The organism is Azospirillaceae bacterium (assembly GCA_028283825.1).
Lineage (GTDB): Bacteria > Pseudomonadota > Alphaproteobacteria > Azospirillales > Azospirillaceae > Nitrospirillum.
Window position 1 is genome coordinate 825371 of sequence record JAPWJW010000001.1, and the last position, 20047, is coordinate 845417.

The window sequence follows — 20047 nt, forward strand, 5'->3', positions numbered from 1 at the left end:
TGCCGACGCGCAAGACGCCGCCCGTGCCGTCCGCCGTTCCGGCGACGGCCCCCGAAATCCCGTCTTCTCAACCAACCAACGGGGGCGCGGCGCCACCCGCGCCTTCCCGTGGCCGTCCCCGCGTGGTGATCAGCGATGAGCGCCGGGCGGAGGTGGTGGACCTGGCCGGCAAGGGCGTCCCCCGGGGCGTCATCGCCCGGATGCTAGGTATCAGCCCCCGCTCGTTGCGTCGCTATTTCGGGCGGGAACTGGAAATGGGTGCCGCCCGCGCCCACGCCCGGATTGTGGAGACGCTGTACGCCAAGGCGTTGGAAGGCCACGCCCCGTCACTGATCTTCTGGTGCCGGGTGCGCCTGGGCTGGGGTGTCAGGGCGGGTGACGCCGCCCAGGCCGAGGATGACGGCGGCCCGCTGGAAGGGGAGGGGGACGGTTACGCCCCATCGCCCCGCGCCGCCGGCGGCGGCCCTATCGACCCCACGGACTTGGCGAGGCTGACCGATGCCCAACTGGAAGCCCTTCTCCGTCGCCTGGAAGCGGCGGGCCCTGACGCGGGCGCTGGCGGCGGTCCGGGCGGAGATTGACCGGCGCGCGGCGGCCCGCTGGGCGCCTTTTCCCGGCCCTCAGACCCTGGCGCTGACCAGCGACGCTGATTTCCTCTACTACGGCGGCGCCGCCGGCGGCGGCAAGACCGACCTGCTGCTGGGTGCGGCCCACACCCGCCACCGCCTATCCATCATTTTCCGCCGCGAATATCCCCAACTGCGGGGCGTCACCGACCGGGCGCAGCAACTGTTCCGCGGCCGGGGGCGCTGGTCCAAGTCGGACTGGACCTGGCGTTTGAACGACGGCCGGGTGATCGAATTCGGTGCCGTCCAGCATGCCGACGACGTGCACAAATACCAGGGCCGGCCCCATGACCTGATCGCCTTCGACGAACTGCCGCACTTCACCGAGGCGCAGTTCCGCTTCCTGGTGGGGTGGAACCGTCCGGGGCCCGGCGCGGCCCCGGAACAGCGCTGCCGCGTCATCGGTGCCGGCAATCCGCCGACGGATGCCGAGGGTGCCTGGGTCATCCGTTTCTGGGCGCCTTGGCTGGATCCTACCCATCCCAACCCTGCCCGGCCGGGGGAACTGCGCTGGTTCATCACCGATGCCCAGGGCCAGGACCGTGAAGTGGCGGGGCCCGATCCCCTCACCTTGCCGGACGGGATGTCCGTGACGCCCAAGTCCCGCACCTTCATCCCGGCGCGGGTGGAGGACAACCCGGTGATGATGCGCGCCGGTTACATCGGCACCCTGCAATCCCTGCCGGAACCGCTGCGTTCCAAGATGTTGCGCGGCGACTTCGCGGCCGGGCGCGAGGACCACCCCTGGCAGGTCATCCCCACCGCGTGGCTGGAGGCCGCCATGGCCCGCTGGCAACCTGCCGATACGGCCACGCCGCCGCTGGTGTCGCTGGGCGTGGACGTGGCGCGGGGCGGCCGTGACCGTACCGTGCTGTCCGCCCGCCATGGCGCCTGGTTCGCGGCCCTGGACGTGGTGCCGGGGCGGCAGACGCCCGACGGTGCCGCCGTCGTCGGCCTCATCCTGTCGCGCCTGGCGGGACAGGTGACGACCGACGCGCCCGGCGGCGTGGCGGTGCAGGTGGACGCCATCGGCGTTGGCGCCTCCGTCCAGGATCTGGGTGTGCTTCATGGCCTGCGCATGGTGGCGATGAACGCGGCGGCGGCCAGCGGCGCCCGGGACCGGGGCGGCCGCCTGGGCTTCGTCAACCGCCGCGCCGAATGGTACTGGGGCCTGCGTGAGGCGCTGGAACCTGAACTGGGCGCCGACTTGGCCCTGCCGCCGGACCGTGAGTTGCTGGCCGACCTGGTGGCGCCGCGCTGGAAGATGACGGCGCGCGGCATCCAGATCGAGGCCAAGGACGACATCAAGGCCCGCATCGGCCGCAGCCCCGACAAGGGCGACGCCCTGGTGCTGGCTCATGCCCAGCCGGCCGGCGACGGCACCGGCCTGTTGGCGGTCTACGCCGAGATGGCGGCGTGCTTGGTTCCCGCAGCCACACCCATCGGTTCCCGGGCCTGAGGACGGATTTCATGCATCCCTGGATCACTGAATACCGCCTGGCGCCGCCGGGCGGTGATGGACGGCACGCGTCCGTGGATGGCCGGACGGGCGCCTGCTGGGGCGACGTGCCTTTGTTGGAACACTCCTCCCTTGGCGCCTGGCGGCCCCGGCCCCGTGCCGACTTGGAGAATGAGCTGTCCGCTGCCTATGGCGGGCGGCTCGACTTGGGCAGCCGGGTGCCGGCTTTGCAGGCCGTATCGCGCGCCTTGAACCAGGGTGAGATGGTTCGCGCCCACATCGCCTTGCTGCATGCCCGCCTTCCGCCTTTGCCGGCGCCGGCGGCGGATGCCGTGGGGAAGAAGGGCGGCCTGGCCAAGCAGGCCGGATATCTGACACAGCCGCGCATTCCCGCCGGTACCCTGGAAGCGAAGCCCGGAACCTGGACGTCCGCCGGTGCCGGCGGTGCTGGGGCAGTGGCGCTGGATGCCGGCCTTGCCGCCGGGCGGGCTGTGGCGGGCAGGGCCAGTCTGATCGGGGCCCTGCTGATTCCCGGGAATGCCGGCCAGACCCGCAGCGGCAATGTTGCCGGCACCGATGTGGACTACAGCTACGTGGAAGGCCAGTTGACCCTGACCACGCGGGATGGGGATGGTCACAGCCGCCTGGTTTACGACGGCAGCGGCGACCTGGATGGGCAATATCGTACGGCAGATGGCACACCCTTCGCGCAGGTTGGCCCCGCTGGCCTGGCGCTGGCGCCCGGTGTCATCGCCACGATGGCAGCGGATACGCCTGCCGATGGGGCGAACGAGAAGCCGAAGTTTGGTGATCCCAAGGCGGCTCAGCCCTATCGCGAAAACCCCGACCGCCTCCGTGATCGCGATTTCGCCGACGTGGAAGCGGAATTGGATGAGGTTCTCGTTAAGGAAGGGGGCTGGACCAAAGGGCCACTTCGGGACGACAATGGCATTCGATATAACGACGGGAAGGGCGGGCAAATCCGCCTAAACAAAGGCTATCCCGAGGGGCTTGAGAGTGGTCAAGGCGACGACTTGCACAAAGGGCCCTACGCGGTGGTTCGGCCTGAGAATATTCGTATCCCCCTGAAAGACAATGTCGCGGGTGGCGAAAAATGAAAGGCTACGTCAGTTTCGAGAGCGAAGTTCTTCATGAGGCTCTGGAGGAAGGTTTCGTTCAGAGCATTCTTCAGTCCATCGCACCAGCGTGGGGGCTAAGTGAAGATGAGGCGTTTCGAAAAATCATTGAGTTGGCGAAACAAGGGTTTTTCACTTTCTTTGACGATGAGAACGGCTTTGCGCCGCTCGAAATTGAGCGCGTTACATACCAGTATGTGAAAAGCCATTATTACACGAATATGCTAAAAACTGATTTAACCATTCCCCGGATAAACGAGATCTGGACTGAATATCAGGCAAGGGCCAAGTCGACAGGGGATGATAGACCTGCTTGATTCAGGAGATATTTCTGTGCCACAGGGCGATTTGAACTTTGAGCACACGGCCATCCTTCATGCCCTTGATCAGGATTCCGTTCAGAGCCTTATCCGGGCGGGGGTGGATCAGTGGGGCTTGAGCCGGGATCAAGCTTTGAACCAAGTGAAGACTTGGGTCGCTGAGAAACTGTTCCGATGTTATGAGGACGGCGAAAGTGCCGGGGATTTCGTGGATGTCCCTGCGGCCGCTCTCAGCCTGAACTTCCTGGATGCTCGACCGTATATTTGGATGGAGCCGACGGAACGCACGTTCGAGCGCTGGAACGGTATTTGGGCTGAACATGACGATGCGGCCATGCCGGCCGCCAAACGACGCGACAGCGTCGTGCTGGTTTTCGATCCGGATTTCGGTGACCGGCTTAGGGAATTCGCCGGGGTGCATTCTGTTTGGGTCTGCCAATCGCCGGCCAATAGGGAAACCGTCGAAGTGTTGTGGGCTGAGGCGGGGGAGCGTGCCGACCAAGCCACGATCTTCAACCGGGCTGATGCGACCTCAGCGGAAGACGCGTTCATCTCCATTCTGTATACGGTCGATCAACACCATCCCACGTGGCATCGGTTCTGTGTGTTCGGTTGCCAGGCGACCGACCGGGTGAGGGCGGCTGTGGCCGAATATGGCGAGTGCGTTTTCGCGGAAACGCCGACTGGATTTGTCGTCGATCGCATCGCCCCCCGCATCGCCTCCCGATAACAACGGGCCATTTTCCAGCCAAATTCAGCCACGCCCGCGGCCCGACCGTCGGGGTGTACTTTCGCTTGCCTGCCTTCCACCACGAAAGACGAGACAGATGTCAAGCAACCGCGACAGCAAGGGGCGCGCGGTGGCGCCGGGGCTTATCGCCCGCGCCAGCCGTGCCCTGGGGGCGGCCGTCTCCTACACGGTGACGGGTGACGCCTCGGCCTGGTTCGGGCCCTTGGACCCGCTGCCGCCCACCGCGCAGGAAGTGGCGGGTCGGCAGTTCGATTTCCCCTCCGGCTACAACCTGCTGCAACGGCCCAAGTCGTATGAGGGGACGCGGTTCGAGGCGCTGCGTGCCCTGGCAGACAGCTGGGACGTGCTGCGCCTGCTGATCGAAACCCGCAAGGACCAGATGGCCGGGTTGACCTGGACCATCCGGGTGCGGGACACGGCGCCCGCGACCTACACCAACATGGCGGATGCCAATGCGGCCAACGGGCGTCCCGATCCCCGCATCGCGGCGCTGACGGCATTCTTCCGCCGGCCGGACGGCGTGCATTCCTGGACGCGCTGGCTGCGCCTGCTGCTGGAGGACCTGCTGGTCATCGACGCGCCGACGCTGTACGTGGCGCGCACGCTGGGCGGCCAGGTGCGGGCGCTGCAGGTGATGGACGGCGCCACCATCAAGCGGGTGATCGACCCCTTCGGCCGCACGCCCTTGGCGCCCGACGTTGCCTATCAGCAGGAGCTGAAGGGCCTGCCGGCGGTGGATTACACCACGGACGACCTGATCTACGCCCCCCGCAACCCCCGGCCCCACCGCGTCTATGGCCTGGGCCCGGTGGAGCAGATCGAGACCACGGTCAACATCGCGTTGCGCCGCCAGATCTGGCAGCTGCAATACTACACCGAGGGCAACATCCCCGAGGCGCTGATCGGCGTGCCCGACGCCTGGACGCCCGACCAGATCCGCCAGTTCCAGACCTATTGGGACGCGCTGCACGAGGGCGATACCGCCAGCCGCCGCCATGCCAAGTTCGTGCCCGGCGGTGTGGCCCGCACCTTCATCCCCATCAAGGAACCGGAACTGAAGGGCGTGTTCGACGAATGGCTGGCGCGGGTGGCGTGCTTCGCCTTCTCCGTCAGCCCGCAGGCCTTCGTGGCGCAGATGAACCGCGCCACCGCCGACAGCGCCCATGACGCCGCGCATGAGGAAGGGCTGGGTCCCACCATGCTGTGGGTCAAGGAACTGATCGACGATGTGCTGGCGCGCGAGTTCGACGCCGCCGACCTGGAATTCGCCTGGAACGACACGCGTGAGGTCGATCCGGTGAAGGCCGCCACCATTGCCAACATCCATGTACGCGCCGGCATCAAGACCCTGAACGAGGTGCGGGCCGACATTGGCTATCCCCCGGTGCCCGGTGGCGACCGGCCGCTGATCTATGGCGGCGGCGTCATGCTGCTGGACCAGGCGACGCAAGGTCTGCCGGGCCAGGAACCCGAGGACCCCACCCCTGAAGAGGAGACCTGACGCCATGCGCCTGTTCGGCAATTTCACCAAGGTGGAGGAGGGGGCGGACGGCACCCTGACGGTGGAGGGCATCGCCACCACCGAGACCGTGGACGGTGACGGCGAGGTGGTGGTGGCCGATGCCGTGAAGGCGGCCCTGCCGGATTTCCTGCGGCTGGGCACCGGCCCCTTGCGGGAAATGCACCAGCCGCTGGCCGCCGGCCGGGTGGACGCGGCCAGCGTGGGATCGGACCGGCGCACCCGCATCACCGCCACGGTGGTGGACCCGGTCGCCATCCGCAAGGTCAAGGCCGGCGTCTACAAGGGTTTTTCCATCGGCGGCAAGGTCACGGCCCGCGACCCCGACGACCGCAACACCATTACCGCCCTGCGTCTGACGGAAATCAGCCTGGTGGACCGCCCGGCCAACCCCGACGCCGTCATCACCCTGGTCAAGCTGGAGGACACCGACATGACCGAAACCGACAAGCCCGACAGCGCGCCGGACGCCCTGGCCGATTGCATGCCCCTGGCCATCTTGCTGAAGGCCTTGAGCGCTGCGGTGGCCACCCTGTCGCAGAAGCAGATGGAAAGCCTGCTGGAGACACTGCAGGTCGCCAATACCGACGAGGCGCCGGACGATGGCGCCGACGGGGATGAGGGTGCCGAGGATGACAACGAGACGGCGGACGACAAGGCCGCCGGCCTAGGCGCCGGCGATCTGCGCAAGGCCCTGGATCGCGCTCGGGTCGAGGGTGCCGGCCTGCGGCGGCGTTGCGATGCCCTGGCCGCCCGGGTCAAGGCCTTGGAGGCCCAGCCCCGCGCCGAGGACTATGTGCTGAAGACCGCCGCCGTCGCCCATGGTGCCGGTCGCGCCGATGCCAAGACGGCACTCCTTGGCGCCGACGCCGCCACGGCGCTGGATGCCATCAAGAAGGCCCAGCGCCATCCGGCGCACATGACGCCCTCCTTCTGATCCTTCGTTCCGAAGCCTGATCCACCCTGACCGGTTCGCCCGGCAACGCCCCGGCACCTGACGGCGGCGCGGGCCGCCTTGCGCCCAATTTTCACCTGTTGGAGACATCGATGAACAGCATTCCCACCACCGTGACGGGCGACACCCTGGCGGCCTTCAAGGCCGCGCAGGGCCAGCGCCTGGCTGGCGACGACCTGGCCAAGTCCACCTTCACCCAGTCCACCAGCCCCACCAGCGGCCTGACCTTCTATGACCTGGAGGCCGGGGCCAAGCTGCTCTATCCGGTGCTGACGCCGTTGCGCAACAGTATTCCCCGCGTGTCGGGCCGGGGCGGCATCCAGGCCAACTGGAAGGCCATCACCGGCGTCAACACCACTGGCGTGCGGGCCGGCGTCTCCGGCGGCAACCGGGGCGGCGTCATCGCTGTCCGCACCCAGGACATGAACGCCGTCTATCGTGGCCTGGGCCTGGAGGCCAGCGTGGATTTCGAGGCCGACTACGCGGCCGAAGGCCTGGACGACGTACGGGCGCTGGCGGTGCAGAACCTGCTGGAAAGCCTGATGATCCAGGAAGAGCAGATGATCCTGGGCGGCAACGCCTCCGTGGCGCTGGGCACGACCGCCACGCCGGTGGTCACCGCCTCCAACAGCGGCGGCACCCTGGCGGCCGGCACCTGGTCGGTCATCGCCGTGGGCCTGACCCTGGAAGGCTATCTCAACGGGTCCGTGACCTCCGGTGTCGCCGGCCTGCTGACCCGCACCAATGCCGATGGGTCCAGCGACCAGTTCGGCGGCGGTGCGGCCAAGCCCTCCACCGCCGCCACCGGCACCACCACCGGCTCGGCCGGCAGCCTGGCGGCCACCGTGGCGCCGCTGGCCGGCGCCGTGGCCTACGCCTGGTTCTGGGGTGCCGCGGGTACCGAGAAGCTGGGCGCCATCACCACCATCAATTCCGTCGTCATCGCCGACGCGGCGGCCGGCACGCAGACGGCCAGCAGCCTGGGGGCGGGCGACAACAGCCAGAACAACCTGTCCTTCGACGGCCTGCTGTACCAGGCGTTCAAGGGCGGCTCCAACGCCTATGTCCAGGTGATGCCCACCGGCGCGGCCGGCCAGGGCACGCCGCTGACCGCCGATGGCGCCGGGGGCATCGTGGAGATCGAGACGGCGCTGAAGGCCTTCTGGGACAATTACCGCCTGTCGCCACAGGAAATCTGGGTCAGCAGCCAGGAGGCGCAGACCATCAGCACCAAGATCCTGACCGGCAACGCCAATTCGGCGCAGCGCTTCGTCTTCAACACCGACCAGGCTTTGCTGGGTGGTGGCGTCATGGTGCGCACCTACCTGAACCGCTACAGCATGGTCGGCGGCCAGACCCTGGACATCAAGGTCCACCCCAACATGCCGGCGGGCACCATCCTGTTCCGCACCACGCGGCTGCCCTATCCGCTGGCCAACGTCACCAACGTCACGCAGATGCGCATGCGGCGCGACTACTACCAGATCGAATGGCCGCTGCGCACCCGCCGGTATGAATACGGCGTCTACGCCGACGGCGTGCTGCAGAACTACTTCCCGCCCGCTTTCGGCGTCATCACCAACATCGCCAACGGCTGATGTGCCGACCGGGGGCCGGGGATCACCCCCGGCCCTTTCCCGATATGGCCGAAGGGCACGCCCATGGAACCGCAAGCGACAGCGCCCCTGACCGACGTGACCACGGTCAAGGCCTGGCTCAGCCCGCCGCTGACCACCACCACCGACGATGGCCTGCTGACCCGGCTGATCCAGGCGGAAAGTGCCTTCATCCGCAACTGGCTGGGCCGGGACTTGTCATCCGCCACCTATACTCAATCGCTGGATGGCACGGGCAACGCCGTGCTGCCGCTGCCGGCATATCCCGTGACGGCGGTGGCGGCGGTGTCGGTGGATGGCGTGGCCGTGCCGGCCCAGCCGGCGGACCAGCCGCTAGCCTATGGCTATGCCCATGACGACCAGACGGTGGTGCTGACCGGTGGTGTCTTTCCCCGTGGCCGTCGCCGCGTCACCGTCACCTGGACGGCGGGGTACGATCCGCTGCCCGCCATCCTGGAACAGGCCTGCGTGGAACTGGTGGCCCTGCGCTACCGCGACCGGGACCGTGTGGGTCTGGTGTCCAAGGCACACGGGGGTGAGACCACCGGCTATCTGCAAAAGGAAATGCCGGATGGTCTGGCGTCCGCGCTGGCCCCTTACCGGCGGGTGGCGCCGTCATGAGTGGCTGGTCGGTTGACGCCAGCGGCCTGGACCAATTGCGGGACCGCCTGGCGGGAATGCCGGCCGTCGTTTCCGCCGCCTTGGCCGATGCCATGAAAATCCAGGCGCAAGCCCTGGCGACGGCCGCCGGTGCCCGGCTGGATGCCCAGGTGAAGGGGGGAAGCGGTACCCTGGCCCACGCGCTCATCCCCACCATGACCGTCAGCGGCATGGCGGTGACGGCCGGGGTGGTGGTGGACGACACGTCGCCCGCCGCCGCCTACGCCGCCTTCCAGGAGTACGGCTTCCACGGCACGGAATCCGTCCGGGCGCATCTGCGCACGGTGACGGCGGCGTTCGGCCGTGCCATCGCGCCGGTCAGCGTGCCGGTCCACGCCCATGACCGCCGCGTGGATTACGCCGGCCATCCCTTCCTGGCACCCACCCTGGCCGACAGCGCCGATGGTATCCGTACCGCGCTGGCCGATGCGGTAAACGCCGCCGTAGCCAACCAATTCGGATCATGATGCGGTGTCTGGTGGTTGCCTTCGCGCCGCGTCAGCCTCATATGAAGGAAAGTCTTCCGCCGGGTGCCCCCTTGGACCGTTTGGGATGGCGCCTTGGTTTTGCCTTGGGCGCGCAGTCATGCTAAAGATAACGGAAGTTTCGGAGCATCCGGTGGTGGAGGGGTCCGAATGGCGCGTGGAAAGGGTGTGCAAGTGGCCGGTGGCCGTTTCGGTTTCCTTCAAGGCTTCCTGTTGGGGCTCAGCGCCATCGCGTCGCTGGGGCGGGTGGAGTTTCGCCCCATGAGCTATTCCAACAGCGGTCTGCGGGATGACTGGCGGGCCGTTGGGTCTGACCTGCGCGCCGCCATGGCCGCGCGGAAGCTGAATGACCGCAACGCCGCCTGACAAAAGTCGCGTCGGCCCCTTGGGGCGGGCCGACAGCGAAATGCAAGTTTCCACGGAAATCAAAAGAACCCGTGCAGGAGATTATCGCCCCGGTGGCGAAATCCCCGGCGGAGGCCACCTTGGCCATCAGCCGCATTGTCGAAGTGGTTGCCGCATATCAGGGCCCCCTGCCGCTTCCTGCCCATTTCGAACATTACGATCGCGTCTTGCCGGGCAGTGCGGAGCGCATCCTGTCCATGGCGGAACGTGAACAGGCGCACCGCCATTACGTGGACCGATTCAACGGCTTCGGGTCCCTGGCCCTGGCGTTCGGCGGGGTTATGTCGGCCATCCTGGTGTGCCTGGCCATCATCGGCGGCATCATCTATTGCGCCGGCCAGGGCTGGACGCCGGCCGTGGTCGCCCTGGGCGGCCTGGGGCTGGTGGGTATCGTCACCGCCTTCCTGAATGCCCCGGCCGTGTTCGGGCGCCGTTCCGAAGTGGCGGCGGATGCCCAAGCCCCAAGGCCTCACGCCAAGGGGCCTGCCAAGAAGGCCGCCAAAGGGGCCGGCCGGTCCCACTGACGTCAGGTCGGCGCTGGCGTTTCACAAGTTCCCGCTCGTTTCCCACGCCCACCCGCCCTGACCGGCCGGTGGGCGTTGTTGTTTGGCTCCGTCCCATCACCTTCCAATCCAGGACCATCCCATGGCCCGTGAGGACATCCACGCCGCCCTGTTCGCCAGGTTGACGGCCGCCGCCCCTTTTGCCACCGCCAGCCGCCGGGTGCGGCTGTGGAACGACCTGTCGCCGGCCCAGCAGCCGGCCCTGTTCCTGCTGACGCGGGGGGAGGAGGTGACGCGCCGCGACACCCTGCCGGCCCACCGCGTGCTGCGCGTCGATATCCTGCTGTACGCCCAGGCACCGGATGACGATACGGCCGGTGCCGTGGTGCTGAACCCGCTGCTGGATGCGGTCGAGGTGGCGTTGCGCCCCCCGCCCGGCCAGGACAAGCAGACCCTGGGCGGCCTTGTCTATGACTGCTGGATCGAAGGCCAGGTGACCACGGACGAAGGGGCCCTGGGTTCCCAGGCCGTGGCCATCGTGCCGCTGCACCTTCTTATCCCCTGACTCCCCCTTCGAGGATTCTTGCCATGACTGACATCGTCGATCCGGCCGCCAGCGGCGCGCCGGAAACCGTGACGCCTGCGCTGGATAACGCTGCCGCCATCACCCCGGGTGCCCCGTTGCCCGATTGGGCCCAGCAACTGGAACAGGCGGTGGCCGCCTGGCTGGCGGAGGAAATCCACAACTCCCCCATCGCGCGGGTGACCGATGCGTACAACCACCTCGTCACCGCCTTGTCGGGCCTGAAGGCCCGCATCCTGCAGCACGTGGCGACGGCCACGACCACCCCGGAGGTCTGATCCCATGCCCCAGTATTCCTTTGGCGCCGGCTCCCTGTTCGGCACGCCCAGTGGTGTGGCCAACGCCACGCCCGTCCAGTTCGGCACCCTGCAGTCCGTGTCGGTGGATATCGACTTCACCCTGAAGGAACTGTACGGCCAGAACCAGTTCCCGGTGTCCGTCGCCCGCGGCCAGGCCAAGATCCAGGGCAAGGCCAAGACCGGCCAGATCCAGGGCGCCCTGTTCAACAGCCTGTTCTTCGGCGCCACCGCGACCACGGGCCAGCAGCTGGTTGCCCTGAACGAGGTGGCGGCCGTGCCGGCGTCCAGCCCCTACACCGTCACCGTGGCCAACGGCAGCGGCTTCCAGGCGGACCAGGGGGTGATCTTCGCCGCCACCGGCGTGCCGCTGGCCCGCGTCGATAGCGCACCGGGTACGGGCCAGTATTCCCTGTCCGGCGGCACCTACACCTTTGCCGCCACCGATACCGGCGCCGGCCTGCTGATCAGCTACAGCTACACCAGTGCCACCGGCGGCACCGTCACCACCATCTCCAACCAGCTGCAGGGGGTGGCGCCTACCTTCTCCTGCGTGCTGACCACGCCCTTCGGTGGCCAGAACTTCGTGCTCGGCCTGAACGCCTGTACCTCCAGCAAGCTGCAGTTGGCGACCAAGCAGGGCGATTACATGCAGCCGGAGTTCGACTTCATGGCCTTCGCCGATGCCGCCGGCACGGTGGGCAAGCTCAGCGTGCAGGGTTAAGGCCATGGGTGCCAGCGTGGTGATCGGCGGCACGGAATACCCCGTGCCGCCCATGAACTTCGCCGCCCTGAAGGCGGCGTGGACCGACATCAAGGGCCTGCCCCTGCTGACCGATCCGGTGGACCAGGCGTCCGCCGGCATCCGCATCGTGGCGGCCGCCCTGAACAGCACCGTCCCCGACCTGACGGCCGATGTCATCGAGCAGAAACTGGCCGCCACCGAGTTTCCGGCCCTGGTGGCGGCGGTGGTGGCCATCCTGCGCGAGTCGGGGTTGATTCCCACGGGGGAGCCGATACCGCAGGCGGGACCGTCGACGACATTGACGACCTGACTGCGGAATTGGTGGCGTCGGGCTGCGGTGCCTGGGACGCGGTGGAGCAACAATTCACCCTGCCGCGCTACCGGGCGCTGTGGCGCTACTGGCGCCGCCATCCGCCCGTTCATCTGATGATGGCGGCCTATCTCGGCATCAAGCCGGATGAGCCGCCACCGGTGGATGAGGTGGGGTTGGGCGACCTGTTGGCGATATTCGGTGAGGGGAACATCCGCTAAAGGTAGCAAAAACGTGTTGCTATTGTGTTCCTTGCGGAGAATGATTGCTGATCCGGCAACAGAACTCAGGAGCAACGTGCGCGGCGTGTTTGTGGGGAGGGGCATGGCGCGGCGTGTCGCAAAAGTTGTGCTATTATTCGCCCGTTCACCTTTCATGGTGGCGGTCTATCTGGCCGTCAAGCCAGGCGAGCTGCTAACGGTGGATGTCATCGGGCTGGTAAACTTTCTGCGATATTTTATGATTTGAATGTCTGATAAAAGTTGCTGAATTGAGTTGCTGATTTGTTCTTCGTGATGGATTATTCACATATTCGATCTGATGAAGGGGGCAGGGAGATGCGTTTTGCGATGATGGGTTTGGTTGCGCTAGGGCTAGTGGCCGGCCTTCAGGGGGCAGGTGCTGCCACATCAGAGGACGTGGCCTCCGTCCGGCAGGGGGCGGTAGGGCTACTGCCGTGTACACAGCTTAGTGCAAAGGAATTTGCATCATGTATTGATAAGAAAGAGAGGGCGATCAATGGATTGGCAGGGGATCAGTCGCAGCCCCCGGATGAGTCTCGGATTTTCGTAGCAATGGAATTGGGAACCGAAGTCACTTCCCTTTATTTGATCGACGCGCAATTCCACTGCCGGTCGGCTGTCAAGAACGGGATCAACCCTCATCCTGCATGTGGGGCCCGCCTCGTGAAGGCTAAATTGGGCCTTATTGATGCCGATATGAAGATTTTATCCATCAAGGAGGATGTTGTGCTGGATGCCGTTGTCGTTAAGGAAAAGGGTTTTCTTGATAGTCTTAGGAAAAGCTACGGTGAATAATATTGTGATTGCGTGAGAATATTTTATTCTGAATGTCTGTTTATTTTCTAATGTGCTCATCAATCCGGAATCTATAAACAATAGATCGTAATCTTATTTTTTGATCACATATATTATTGTAGTAAATTTTGGAGTATATTGCATGAACATATCGGTGTTTCTTGGTTGTTGCAGTTATATGTGATGGATGCGGCTGGTTTTGATGCAATAAGCAAATAATATTACTCACTATTATTAGTATAATTTATTCATTATACTTAATGATATTCGATAATATTCACTATGCCGTTAGATTTATATGGGAATTTATAAATTGTCGATTGTCGAATTGACTCCGATAAGCAAATCAACCAAAGGTCTTCTTTTTAAGAAGATGTTTTTGCGCGATTATATTTCCTCAATTATTTTTAATAATTCGGAATCAGTCAGAGATCTTACTTGCGGAGGTGAGGATGTCGTCTTCGATTGAAACCGTCGGCGTGAAAGTAGATGGCGATACCGCTGGTGTAGTCCAGGCACTGTCGGAACTCGCGGCGACTTCCCAACAGGCGGTCACGCACCTTTCCACATTGACGGCGTCCCTCTCTGACATTGCCCAGGCTAGCCAGGGTTCCCTGGCCACATCCATGCAGGCCGCGGCTGCGTTCTCGGAGCAAGCGAAGACGGCGCAGGATGCGGGGGAGAAGCATCAATCCTTGGCAGAAAAGGTGGAAAAGGCCGGCGGCGCCTTTAAAGATCTGGGCGATTCCGCCATCAAGATGGGTACGGCCATTCGCCAGGGCACCAATCCATTGATGGCGATTACGGAGCAGATGCCCGCCATCGTGGGGACCCTGTCCAGCTTTACGCCAGCGGGCATGGCGGTTGGAGCGGCGCTTACCGCCGTTGGCACCGCTGGTTACATGCTTATCTCCCATCTGGTCGAGGTGGATGAGAAAATCCAGGGCATCTCCGGTCACATGGCGGGGGTGGGCCGTGGCGCCGAGGGGCTGCCACCGGCGATCGAGGCCTGGTCCGATGAGGTCCTGAAGGAGATTGGCGGGACCAAAGAACATGCGTTGATGCTGATCGGTGCCATCACCGGCGCCATGCCCCGGGCCGCGACCCAGGTACAGAAGGACACGGCCAAAGTGGCCGGCGCCTTCGCCGACATGCTGAAGATCACCGACGACAAGCAGGCGGAGAAACTGACGGAGGCCATCGGCGCCGCCGCCAGTGGCGATTTCGCCGCCATTCATGCCCTGAACCAGCAGTACAATCTGCTGAACGCCACGGAACTGGATAGCCTGGAGACGGCTGAAAAATACGGTAATTCCCAGAAGGCTGCGGCGACCATCATGGATGGCCTGACCCACCGGGTCGGGCCGTACATAGAAGCCCTGAAGAGGAAAGAAGAGGCGGAAAGGAAAGATGGCGGTTGGAGCGATTTGAGGGGGTTCAAAGGCGCCCCCAATGAATACTATACCAACCATCAGGCCGCTGGGGCAACCCGCGCCGACGTGGAGAAGGCAAGGCAGAATCCAACCCAGCCCGATGAGGCAGGCTTGCGGGCCCGTGAGCAAGGCAGAGCCAAGATCGCCGAGCTTTCCGATGAGCTGGCGGAAGAACTCGCACGCAAGGGGGCCGCCGACCGGGAGTACCTGGAGTCCGAGGTCAAGAAATGGCAGGACCTGATCGCGACGCAAAAGCTTCAGGGCAACAATTTGATGGCGGCCCAGCAGAAACTTGCCGAGGCGCAGGGGCAGTTGGATCGCCAGAAGGCGGCGGATGCCGGCGTGGCTTCCCGTGAAGCCCAGGCACAGGCGTTGGCGGCGACGGCCGCCGGGGCACAGCAGCATCGCGAGGCCTTGGACGCGCAGACCCGGCAGAACCGTGAGGCGCTGAATGCGCAACTGTCCGTCATCAAGGATGGCGTGTCAGCGACCCGCGAGGGGACCAAGGAGCGTGAAGACGCGCTGGCCAATGAACTTGTCTTCCTGAAGGCCCGTTACGGTGAAGAGTCGGCCGAGGCCACGCGGGTTGCGCGGGAAATCGCCGCCGCCCACAAGGCGACGCTGGATGCCGAGATCAAGAACCTGCAGGAGAGCCTGGCCGCCAACTTTGACCATGATGAGCAGCTCAAGGCTGGCATGGCCAGTTTGCGGGCGCTGCAGGTGCAACGGTACGGCGAAGATACAAAGGACCTGAAAGACGCCCTGCAGCAGGACGCCGATTTGCTGGTGCAAGCCGCTCTCACCAAGGCGCAGAAGCGGGATGCTGATCAGAAGGCGGAGCGCAAGGAAGATCTGGCGGACGCGGACTTCCGGCGCCAGATGATGAACCTGTCGGTTACGGAGATGGTGACCGCCAAGATCAACCAGCTTGAGACGGAACGCGACATCACCCTGCGCATCATGGATGAGGAGCGTTACCGGGCGGAAGCAGCGGCGGCGACTTATGACCAGAAGCTTGCCGTCCAGGCGCGGTTCATCGACCAGGAAAAGAAGCTGGTCATCAGTACCGAAACCCAGATGACGCAGATTTCGCGTCAGGCCGCCCGTGATCGGCAAAAGGAATACCAGCAGGTGGTCAGTTCCGTGACCAAGTCCATGGGCTCCATGGTTCAGGGGCTGATCACCGGCAGCAAGACTGTGCGCCAATCGCTGAGCGAAATGGCCAACCAGGTGCTGTCGCAGTTGGTGGGCATGGCAGAGCGGCAGGCCACCGCCTGGGTCATGAGCAACCTGCTGAAGCAGACATCGGATGAGGATACCGCGACCAAGGCGAAGGCCCAGTCAGCGGACGTGGCCACGACCCAAATCCAGAACGCGTCAGCCACCGGCGGCGCCAATGCCTACGCTTCTGCCAGTGCTGGTCCCGAATGGTGGATCGCGCCGGCCATTTCCCTTGCTGTGCAGACGGCTATCTCCGGCCTTAGCAGCGGTCTATCCAGTGCGGCCGGCGGCTGGGGGCAGGTGCCGGCGGACGGCATGCTGACGGAACTGCACAAAGACGAAATGGTGTTGCCGGCCGGCATCGCCTCACCTTTGCGGTCCATGCTGGCGGCGCAGAAGCTGCCCACGTTGGCGGTGGCGACGACCGCCGCCAACCTGAACCTGCCGGGCGGCGGGGGGGGCAACGCCAGCAATTCGGTGGCGTCTGGCGGTGGTGGTGGCGTCACCTTCAATGTCCAGGCGATGGACAGCCGTGACGTGGCCAGTTTCTTCAACCGCCATGGCGACAAGCTGGTCGCCACCTTGCGCGGGCAAAAGCGGAATTTCAGCCTTTGACGGGAATTTGGGGGATCATGGGGATGAGATTTGTTCCATCGGCCCGGTTGGCCATGTTTGCGGCCGTGGTGTGTGGCGTGGTCGGTTGTTCCACCCCTCAGGTCGGCCCCGTGCTGCCGCCCGAGCCGCAATTGCTGGTCAATAACCAGCAGCATGAGCTCGTCCCCCCACAAACCGTGATTCCACAGGATCCTCAATTCCAGGATACCGCGCGGCATATGGCGGCCATTCGCGCCGGCCTTGAGACGCCCGGCTGCCTTGGCGCGCCGGTGACGCGATGCATTGCCACCTACGCCACCCGTATGGTCATCCGGATGTCGCCATTATGGTGGCAGGGGCAAACGTTTCTGGGGGATCTGCGGCCCGACATTAATGGAAATCGCACATTGAACGACACGGTCTGGATGACCCTAGGCCATAATCGGAAAACCCCGCTGGGCGCGACTGAAGTGCGTGACGAATATCAAGTGGTTTTACAAAATGATCCGGACAATGGAAGGCGGGTTCAGCAGATAAGAATTCTCGTCTCTGAATCTATTTCATTGGATCTATTTTCAGCAAGAACGATGGATGATCTTCATCGTTTGGGGCTGTATGATGTGTTCTATCCAATTCTGGCGGATGAGTGTCCGTCTTTGGAAGAAGCGGCATTGCTTCGACATATTTATAATAACGTTTTCCAAAAAAACCCTGACCCTATGGGCCTGGGTAAAGACGGTGTCATTTGTGGCCATAAGATTTCCTATTACGATAAATTTAAAAAAATACCACGCGACGAAAGAACGAGGTGGAGTGGAAAATATGAACATGATGAATTCTTTGAAATAACCCCGATAAGTTAAATACAGTCACATATTATTTAAACAAAAGACACATGCCATGGATGTGATCTTATCCTGCGCCATTTGTGCCGCGTATTGGTAGTCACTGCGCTAAAGTCGGCTGGGTTCAACTGAAACCACAGCCAGCTTAGCAGAGTCTGCCCCTAGGGCAGGTCGCTTCAGCAGATTGAATGCAAGGAACCGTCCATGACCGCGATCTATCCGGCCCTGGCGGGCCTGGGCTATTCCGTTGTCAAGAAACCGACCTGGTCCACGAAGATCGCCACGGCGGCATCGGGCCGGGAAACCCGCATGGCCTTCTGGTCGGCACCCATCTGGCAATTCACGCTGACTTACGATTTCCTGCGGGATACGGCCACAGCCAATGAACTGAAAAGCCTATTGGGCTTTTACCTGCAGATGCAGGGCGCCTTCGGCAGCTTCCTGTTCGTCGATCCCGACGACAACCAGGCCACCGGCCAGACGCTGGCGGTGGGCGACGGCATGACCATGTCGTTCGTGCTGGTCCGAACCTTCGGTGGCTATGTCGAGCCGGTCGGCGGTGTTACCGGCTCGGTGGTGCCTTACGTCGATGGTATCCGCCAGACCTCTGGTTTCAGCGCTGCCGGCAATGTGCTGACCTTCAGCACTCCGCCTGCCAACGGCGCCGTGATCTCCGCCGACTTCACTTATGCCTTCCTCTGCCGCTTCCAGGAGGATGGCCTGGAGTTCGAGAAATTCGCCGCCCAGCTGTGGCAGACCAAGCAGGTCGGCCTGATCAGTGTGCGTGCCTGATCAAGGAATTCGCCCCGTGCGCTCGACGGATACCGCTTTCATCGAATGGCTGCGGACCACGCCTAATCTGTGGTCCGCCGATCTTTTCACCGTTACCCTGACTGCCCAGGTCAGCAATCCCAGCGCGCCCACCGGGACGGTCTGGCGTTGGACCTCGGCCGACAGGGATCTCAGTTATCGCGGCGCCACCTGGTCCGCCGCTGGGCCGCGCGTCGCCCGGACCAACTGGTCGGCCAAGGCGCAGCTGGAGGTGCCGCAGATGGACGTCACCATCGACAGCGCCGCTAGCGAACTGCTGGGGGATGTCCCCATCAATGCTTTCGTGAACAATGGTGGCTTTGATGGCGCCCGCGTGCGGTTGGAACGGGCCTTGATGCCCACGGCCAGCAATGCCGCGTTCGGCACCATCCTGTTGTTCGAAGGCCGTGTTTCCACCGCCGCCGCCGGCCGCGCGCAGGCCACGCTGACCGTCAAGGGCGATCTGCTGCTGCTGGACCAGCAGATGCCGCGCAACCTCTATCAGGCCGCTTGCCTGCACACGCTTTATGACGGCGGCTGTGCGCAATCCCGCGCGCGATACGCCCGAGCCAATATGGTGGGGGCGGGCAGTAACGTTCAATGGATCGCGCCTGCCCAGACGCTGACGGACATGACGCCCATAACCATGGCCGATGGCACTGTGCGGGCCGTGGATCCGGCGTCCTTCACGCAGGGCTCCATTAGTTTTACCGGGGGGCTGAATTCCGGCGTGGTCAGGACGATCAAGGCCGCTGATATCAACGGCCTGACCCTGGCTTATGCCCTACCCCACGCGCCCTCCGTGGGCGACCCTTTCCAGATCACCTATGGCTGCGACCACACCGCTGCCACATGCTTGGCGCGGTTCGCCAACATGGCGAACCTGCGGGCCTTTCCCTATATCCCCCCGGCGGAAACCGCGGCCTGAGGGTAAGCGGCTACCCGCCTGCCGGCTGTTGCCGCGGGACGGGCATCGTCAAGTAGGCCCCATCCCTTTGCTTAAGGCCGGCCGGCAGCATATCCGCCGCCAAACCCGCCAACCGCTCCGGCGGTGGAATGATAAGGGGCAGGGGTGATCGCGCCCATTCCAGGCTTTCCACGAACTCTTCCAGCAGCAGATCGCCCCAGAAGCCTTCAGTCTTGTTGGCCATGGCTGTCCTCGCGCTGAACGGAGGCGGCCGTCCGGATAAGGAAAGCCGGAACGGCTTTGGTGGTCAGTTTACGCCCCTTTCCACCGCCGGGTGAGACCGGAATCACTATCCTGAAGGAGGTCGCGATGGTTGAGCCTTTGGCCACCCACGAAGCGTCCCAACGCGCTGCCGTGGTGGCGGAGGCGCGGACCTGGTTGGGCACGCCCTACCACCAGTTGGCCGACGTGAAGGGGGCCGGCGTCGATTGCTCCATGCTGCTGGTGCGCGTGTTCGTGGACACCGGCGTGCTGGCGGCCTTCGACCCCCGGCCCTACCCGCCCGACTGGCACCTGCACCGCTCGGATGAGCGGTACGTCGCCTGGACGGAACGCTTCGGCCAGCCCTTCACGCTGGACCAGCGTGCACCCCAGGCGGGCGACGTGGTGCTGGCGCGCTTCGGTCGCTGCTTCAGCCACGGTGCCGTCATGGCCGGCCGCTTTGGCCTGATCCACGCCTATGCCCGGGACCGCCAATGCGTGGCGGGCGACCTGCGCCAGCAGCCATTCCTGGACCGTCCCTTGATCTTCTACAGCCTGTGGGGTTGACCC

The 20047-nt window shown here is 64.3% G+C and carries 25 protein-coding genes; 24 read left to right on the top strand and 1 reads right to left on the bottom strand.

Going from position 1 to position 20047, the window contains the following annotated elements; all coding sequences use genetic code 11:
- The first annotated feature begins 122 nt into the window (after nucleotides 1-122).
- The 23 genes from PW843_03255 (at nucleotide 123) to PW843_03365 (ending at nucleotide 19237) form a co-directional block, all read left to right on the top strand.
- Entirely contained in the window at nucleotides 123-581 is a 459-nt protein-coding gene (locus PW843_03255) for a helix-turn-helix domain containing protein (GenBank protein MDE1145624.1), read from the top strand.
- A complete protein-coding gene (locus PW843_03260) occupies nucleotides 499-2085 on the top strand; it encodes a terminase family protein (GenBank protein ID MDE1145625.1) in 1587 nt (528 codons plus the stop codon). The genes PW843_03255 and PW843_03260 overlap by 83 nt, the downstream gene beginning before the upstream one ends.
- An 11-nt stretch (nucleotides 2086-2096) precedes the next feature.
- Nucleotides 2097-3203: a hypothetical protein gene (locus PW843_03265; protein ID MDE1145626.1), complete on the top strand. Its 1107-nt coding sequence runs from the start codon at nucleotides 2097-2099 to the stop codon at nucleotides 3201-3203.
- Nucleotides 3200-3538, top strand: coding sequence for a hypothetical protein (locus tag PW843_03270; GenBank protein ID MDE1145627.1), 339 nt, complete (start codon nucleotides 3200-3202; stop codon nucleotides 3536-3538). Before PW843_03265 ends, PW843_03270 begins: the two co-directional genes overlap by 4 nt.
- On the top strand, nucleotides 3522-4271 hold the full coding sequence (locus PW843_03275; protein ID MDE1145628.1) for a hypothetical protein: 750 nt from the start codon (nucleotides 3522-3524) through the stop codon (nucleotides 4269-4271). The genes PW843_03270 and PW843_03275 overlap by 17 nt, the downstream gene beginning before the upstream one ends.
- A 97-nt stretch (nucleotides 4272-4368) precedes the next feature.
- Nucleotides 4369-5793 (top strand): phage portal protein, encoded by a 1425-nt coding sequence (locus PW843_03280; GenBank protein MDE1145629.1) that lies wholly within the window; start codon nucleotides 4369-4371, stop codon nucleotides 5791-5793.
- A gap of 4 nt (nucleotides 5794-5797) precedes the next feature.
- Entirely contained in the window at nucleotides 5798-6748 is a 951-nt protein-coding gene (locus tag PW843_03285; protein MDE1145630.1) for an HK97 family phage prohead protease, read from the top strand.
- Between the two features lie 110 nt (nucleotides 6749-6858).
- Nucleotides 6859-8364, top strand: coding sequence for a hypothetical protein (locus PW843_03290; GenBank protein ID MDE1145631.1), 1506 nt, complete (start codon nucleotides 6859-6861; stop codon nucleotides 8362-8364).
- Nucleotides 8365-8427: 63 nt separating this feature from the next.
- On the top strand, nucleotides 8428-9003 hold the full coding sequence (locus PW843_03295) for a hypothetical protein (GenBank protein MDE1145632.1): 576 nt from the start codon (nucleotides 8428-8430) through the stop codon (nucleotides 9001-9003).
- Nucleotides 9000-9509: a hypothetical protein gene (locus PW843_03300; GenBank protein MDE1145633.1), complete on the top strand. Its 510-nt coding sequence runs from the start codon at nucleotides 9000-9002 to the stop codon at nucleotides 9507-9509. The genes PW843_03295 and PW843_03300 overlap by 4 nt, the downstream gene beginning before the upstream one ends.
- 168 nt (nucleotides 9510-9677) lie before the next feature.
- Entirely contained in the window at nucleotides 9678-9893 is a 216-nt protein-coding gene (locus PW843_03305) for a hypothetical protein (protein MDE1145634.1), read from the top strand.
- 92 nt (nucleotides 9894-9985) lie between these two features.
- Complete coding sequence (locus PW843_03310; protein ID MDE1145635.1) at nucleotides 9986-10456, top strand: DUF2335 domain-containing protein; 471 nt, start codon at nucleotides 9986-9988, stop codon at nucleotides 10454-10456.
- A gap of 121 nt (nucleotides 10457-10577) precedes the next feature.
- Complete coding sequence (locus PW843_03315; protein MDE1145636.1) at nucleotides 10578-11000, top strand: hypothetical protein; 423 nt, start codon at nucleotides 10578-10580, stop codon at nucleotides 10998-11000.
- 23 nt (nucleotides 11001-11023) lie between these two features.
- On the top strand, nucleotides 11024-11296 hold the full coding sequence (locus PW843_03320) for a hypothetical protein (GenBank protein MDE1145637.1): 273 nt from the start codon (nucleotides 11024-11026) through the stop codon (nucleotides 11294-11296).
- A 4-nt stretch (nucleotides 11297-11300) separates the two neighbouring features.
- Nucleotides 11301-12038: a hypothetical protein gene (locus PW843_03325; protein ID MDE1145638.1), complete on the top strand. Its 738-nt coding sequence runs from the start codon at nucleotides 11301-11303 to the stop codon at nucleotides 12036-12038.
- Between the two features lie 4 nt (nucleotides 12039-12042).
- Entirely contained in the window at nucleotides 12043-12369 is a 327-nt protein-coding gene (locus PW843_03330; GenBank protein MDE1145639.1) for a hypothetical protein, read from the top strand.
- Nucleotides 12370-12380: 11 nt separating this feature from the next.
- A complete protein-coding gene (locus PW843_03335; protein ID MDE1145640.1) occupies nucleotides 12381-12590 on the top strand; it encodes a hypothetical protein in 210 nt (69 codons plus the stop codon).
- A 103-nt stretch (nucleotides 12591-12693) separates the two neighbouring features.
- The gene (locus PW843_03340) at nucleotides 12694-12837 is read left to right on the top strand and encodes a hypothetical protein (GenBank protein ID MDE1145641.1); all 144 of its coding nucleotides are present in this window, start codon (nucleotides 12694-12696) and stop codon (nucleotides 12835-12837) included.
- An 89-nt stretch (nucleotides 12838-12926) separates the two neighbouring features.
- Nucleotides 12927-13406 (top strand): hypothetical protein, encoded by a 480-nt coding sequence (locus tag PW843_03345; protein MDE1145642.1) that lies wholly within the window; start codon nucleotides 12927-12929, stop codon nucleotides 13404-13406.
- A 452-nt stretch (nucleotides 13407-13858) separates the two neighbouring features.
- Complete coding sequence (locus tag PW843_03350; GenBank protein MDE1145643.1) at nucleotides 13859-16675, top strand: hypothetical protein; 2817 nt, start codon at nucleotides 13859-13861, stop codon at nucleotides 16673-16675.
- 23 nt (nucleotides 16676-16698) lie between these two features.
- Complete coding sequence (locus PW843_03355) at nucleotides 16699-17517, top strand: hypothetical protein (GenBank protein MDE1145644.1); 819 nt, start codon at nucleotides 16699-16701, stop codon at nucleotides 17515-17517.
- A gap of 186 nt (nucleotides 17518-17703) precedes the next feature.
- A complete protein-coding gene (locus PW843_03360) occupies nucleotides 17704-18291 on the top strand; it encodes a DUF2460 domain-containing protein (protein MDE1145645.1) in 588 nt (195 codons plus the stop codon).
- Between the two features lie 16 nt (nucleotides 18292-18307).
- On the top strand, nucleotides 18308-19237 hold the full coding sequence (locus PW843_03365; protein MDE1145646.1) for a DUF2163 domain-containing protein: 930 nt from the start codon (nucleotides 18308-18310) through the stop codon (nucleotides 19235-19237).
- Between the two features lie 10 nt (nucleotides 19238-19247).
- On the opposite strand, the gene PW843_03370 is transcribed toward PW843_03365, so the two are convergent.
- Nucleotides 19248-19460: a hypothetical protein gene (locus PW843_03370; protein MDE1145647.1), complete on the bottom strand. Its 213-nt coding sequence runs from the start codon at nucleotides 19458-19460 to the stop codon at nucleotides 19248-19250.
- Nucleotides 19461-19585: 125 nt separating this feature from the next.
- On the opposite strand from PW843_03370, the gene PW843_03375 reads away from it, so the two are divergent.
- Nucleotides 19586-20044 (top strand): hypothetical protein, encoded by a 459-nt coding sequence (locus PW843_03375; protein ID MDE1145648.1) that lies wholly within the window; start codon nucleotides 19586-19588, stop codon nucleotides 20042-20044.
- Nucleotides 20045-20047: the final 3 nt, after the last annotated feature.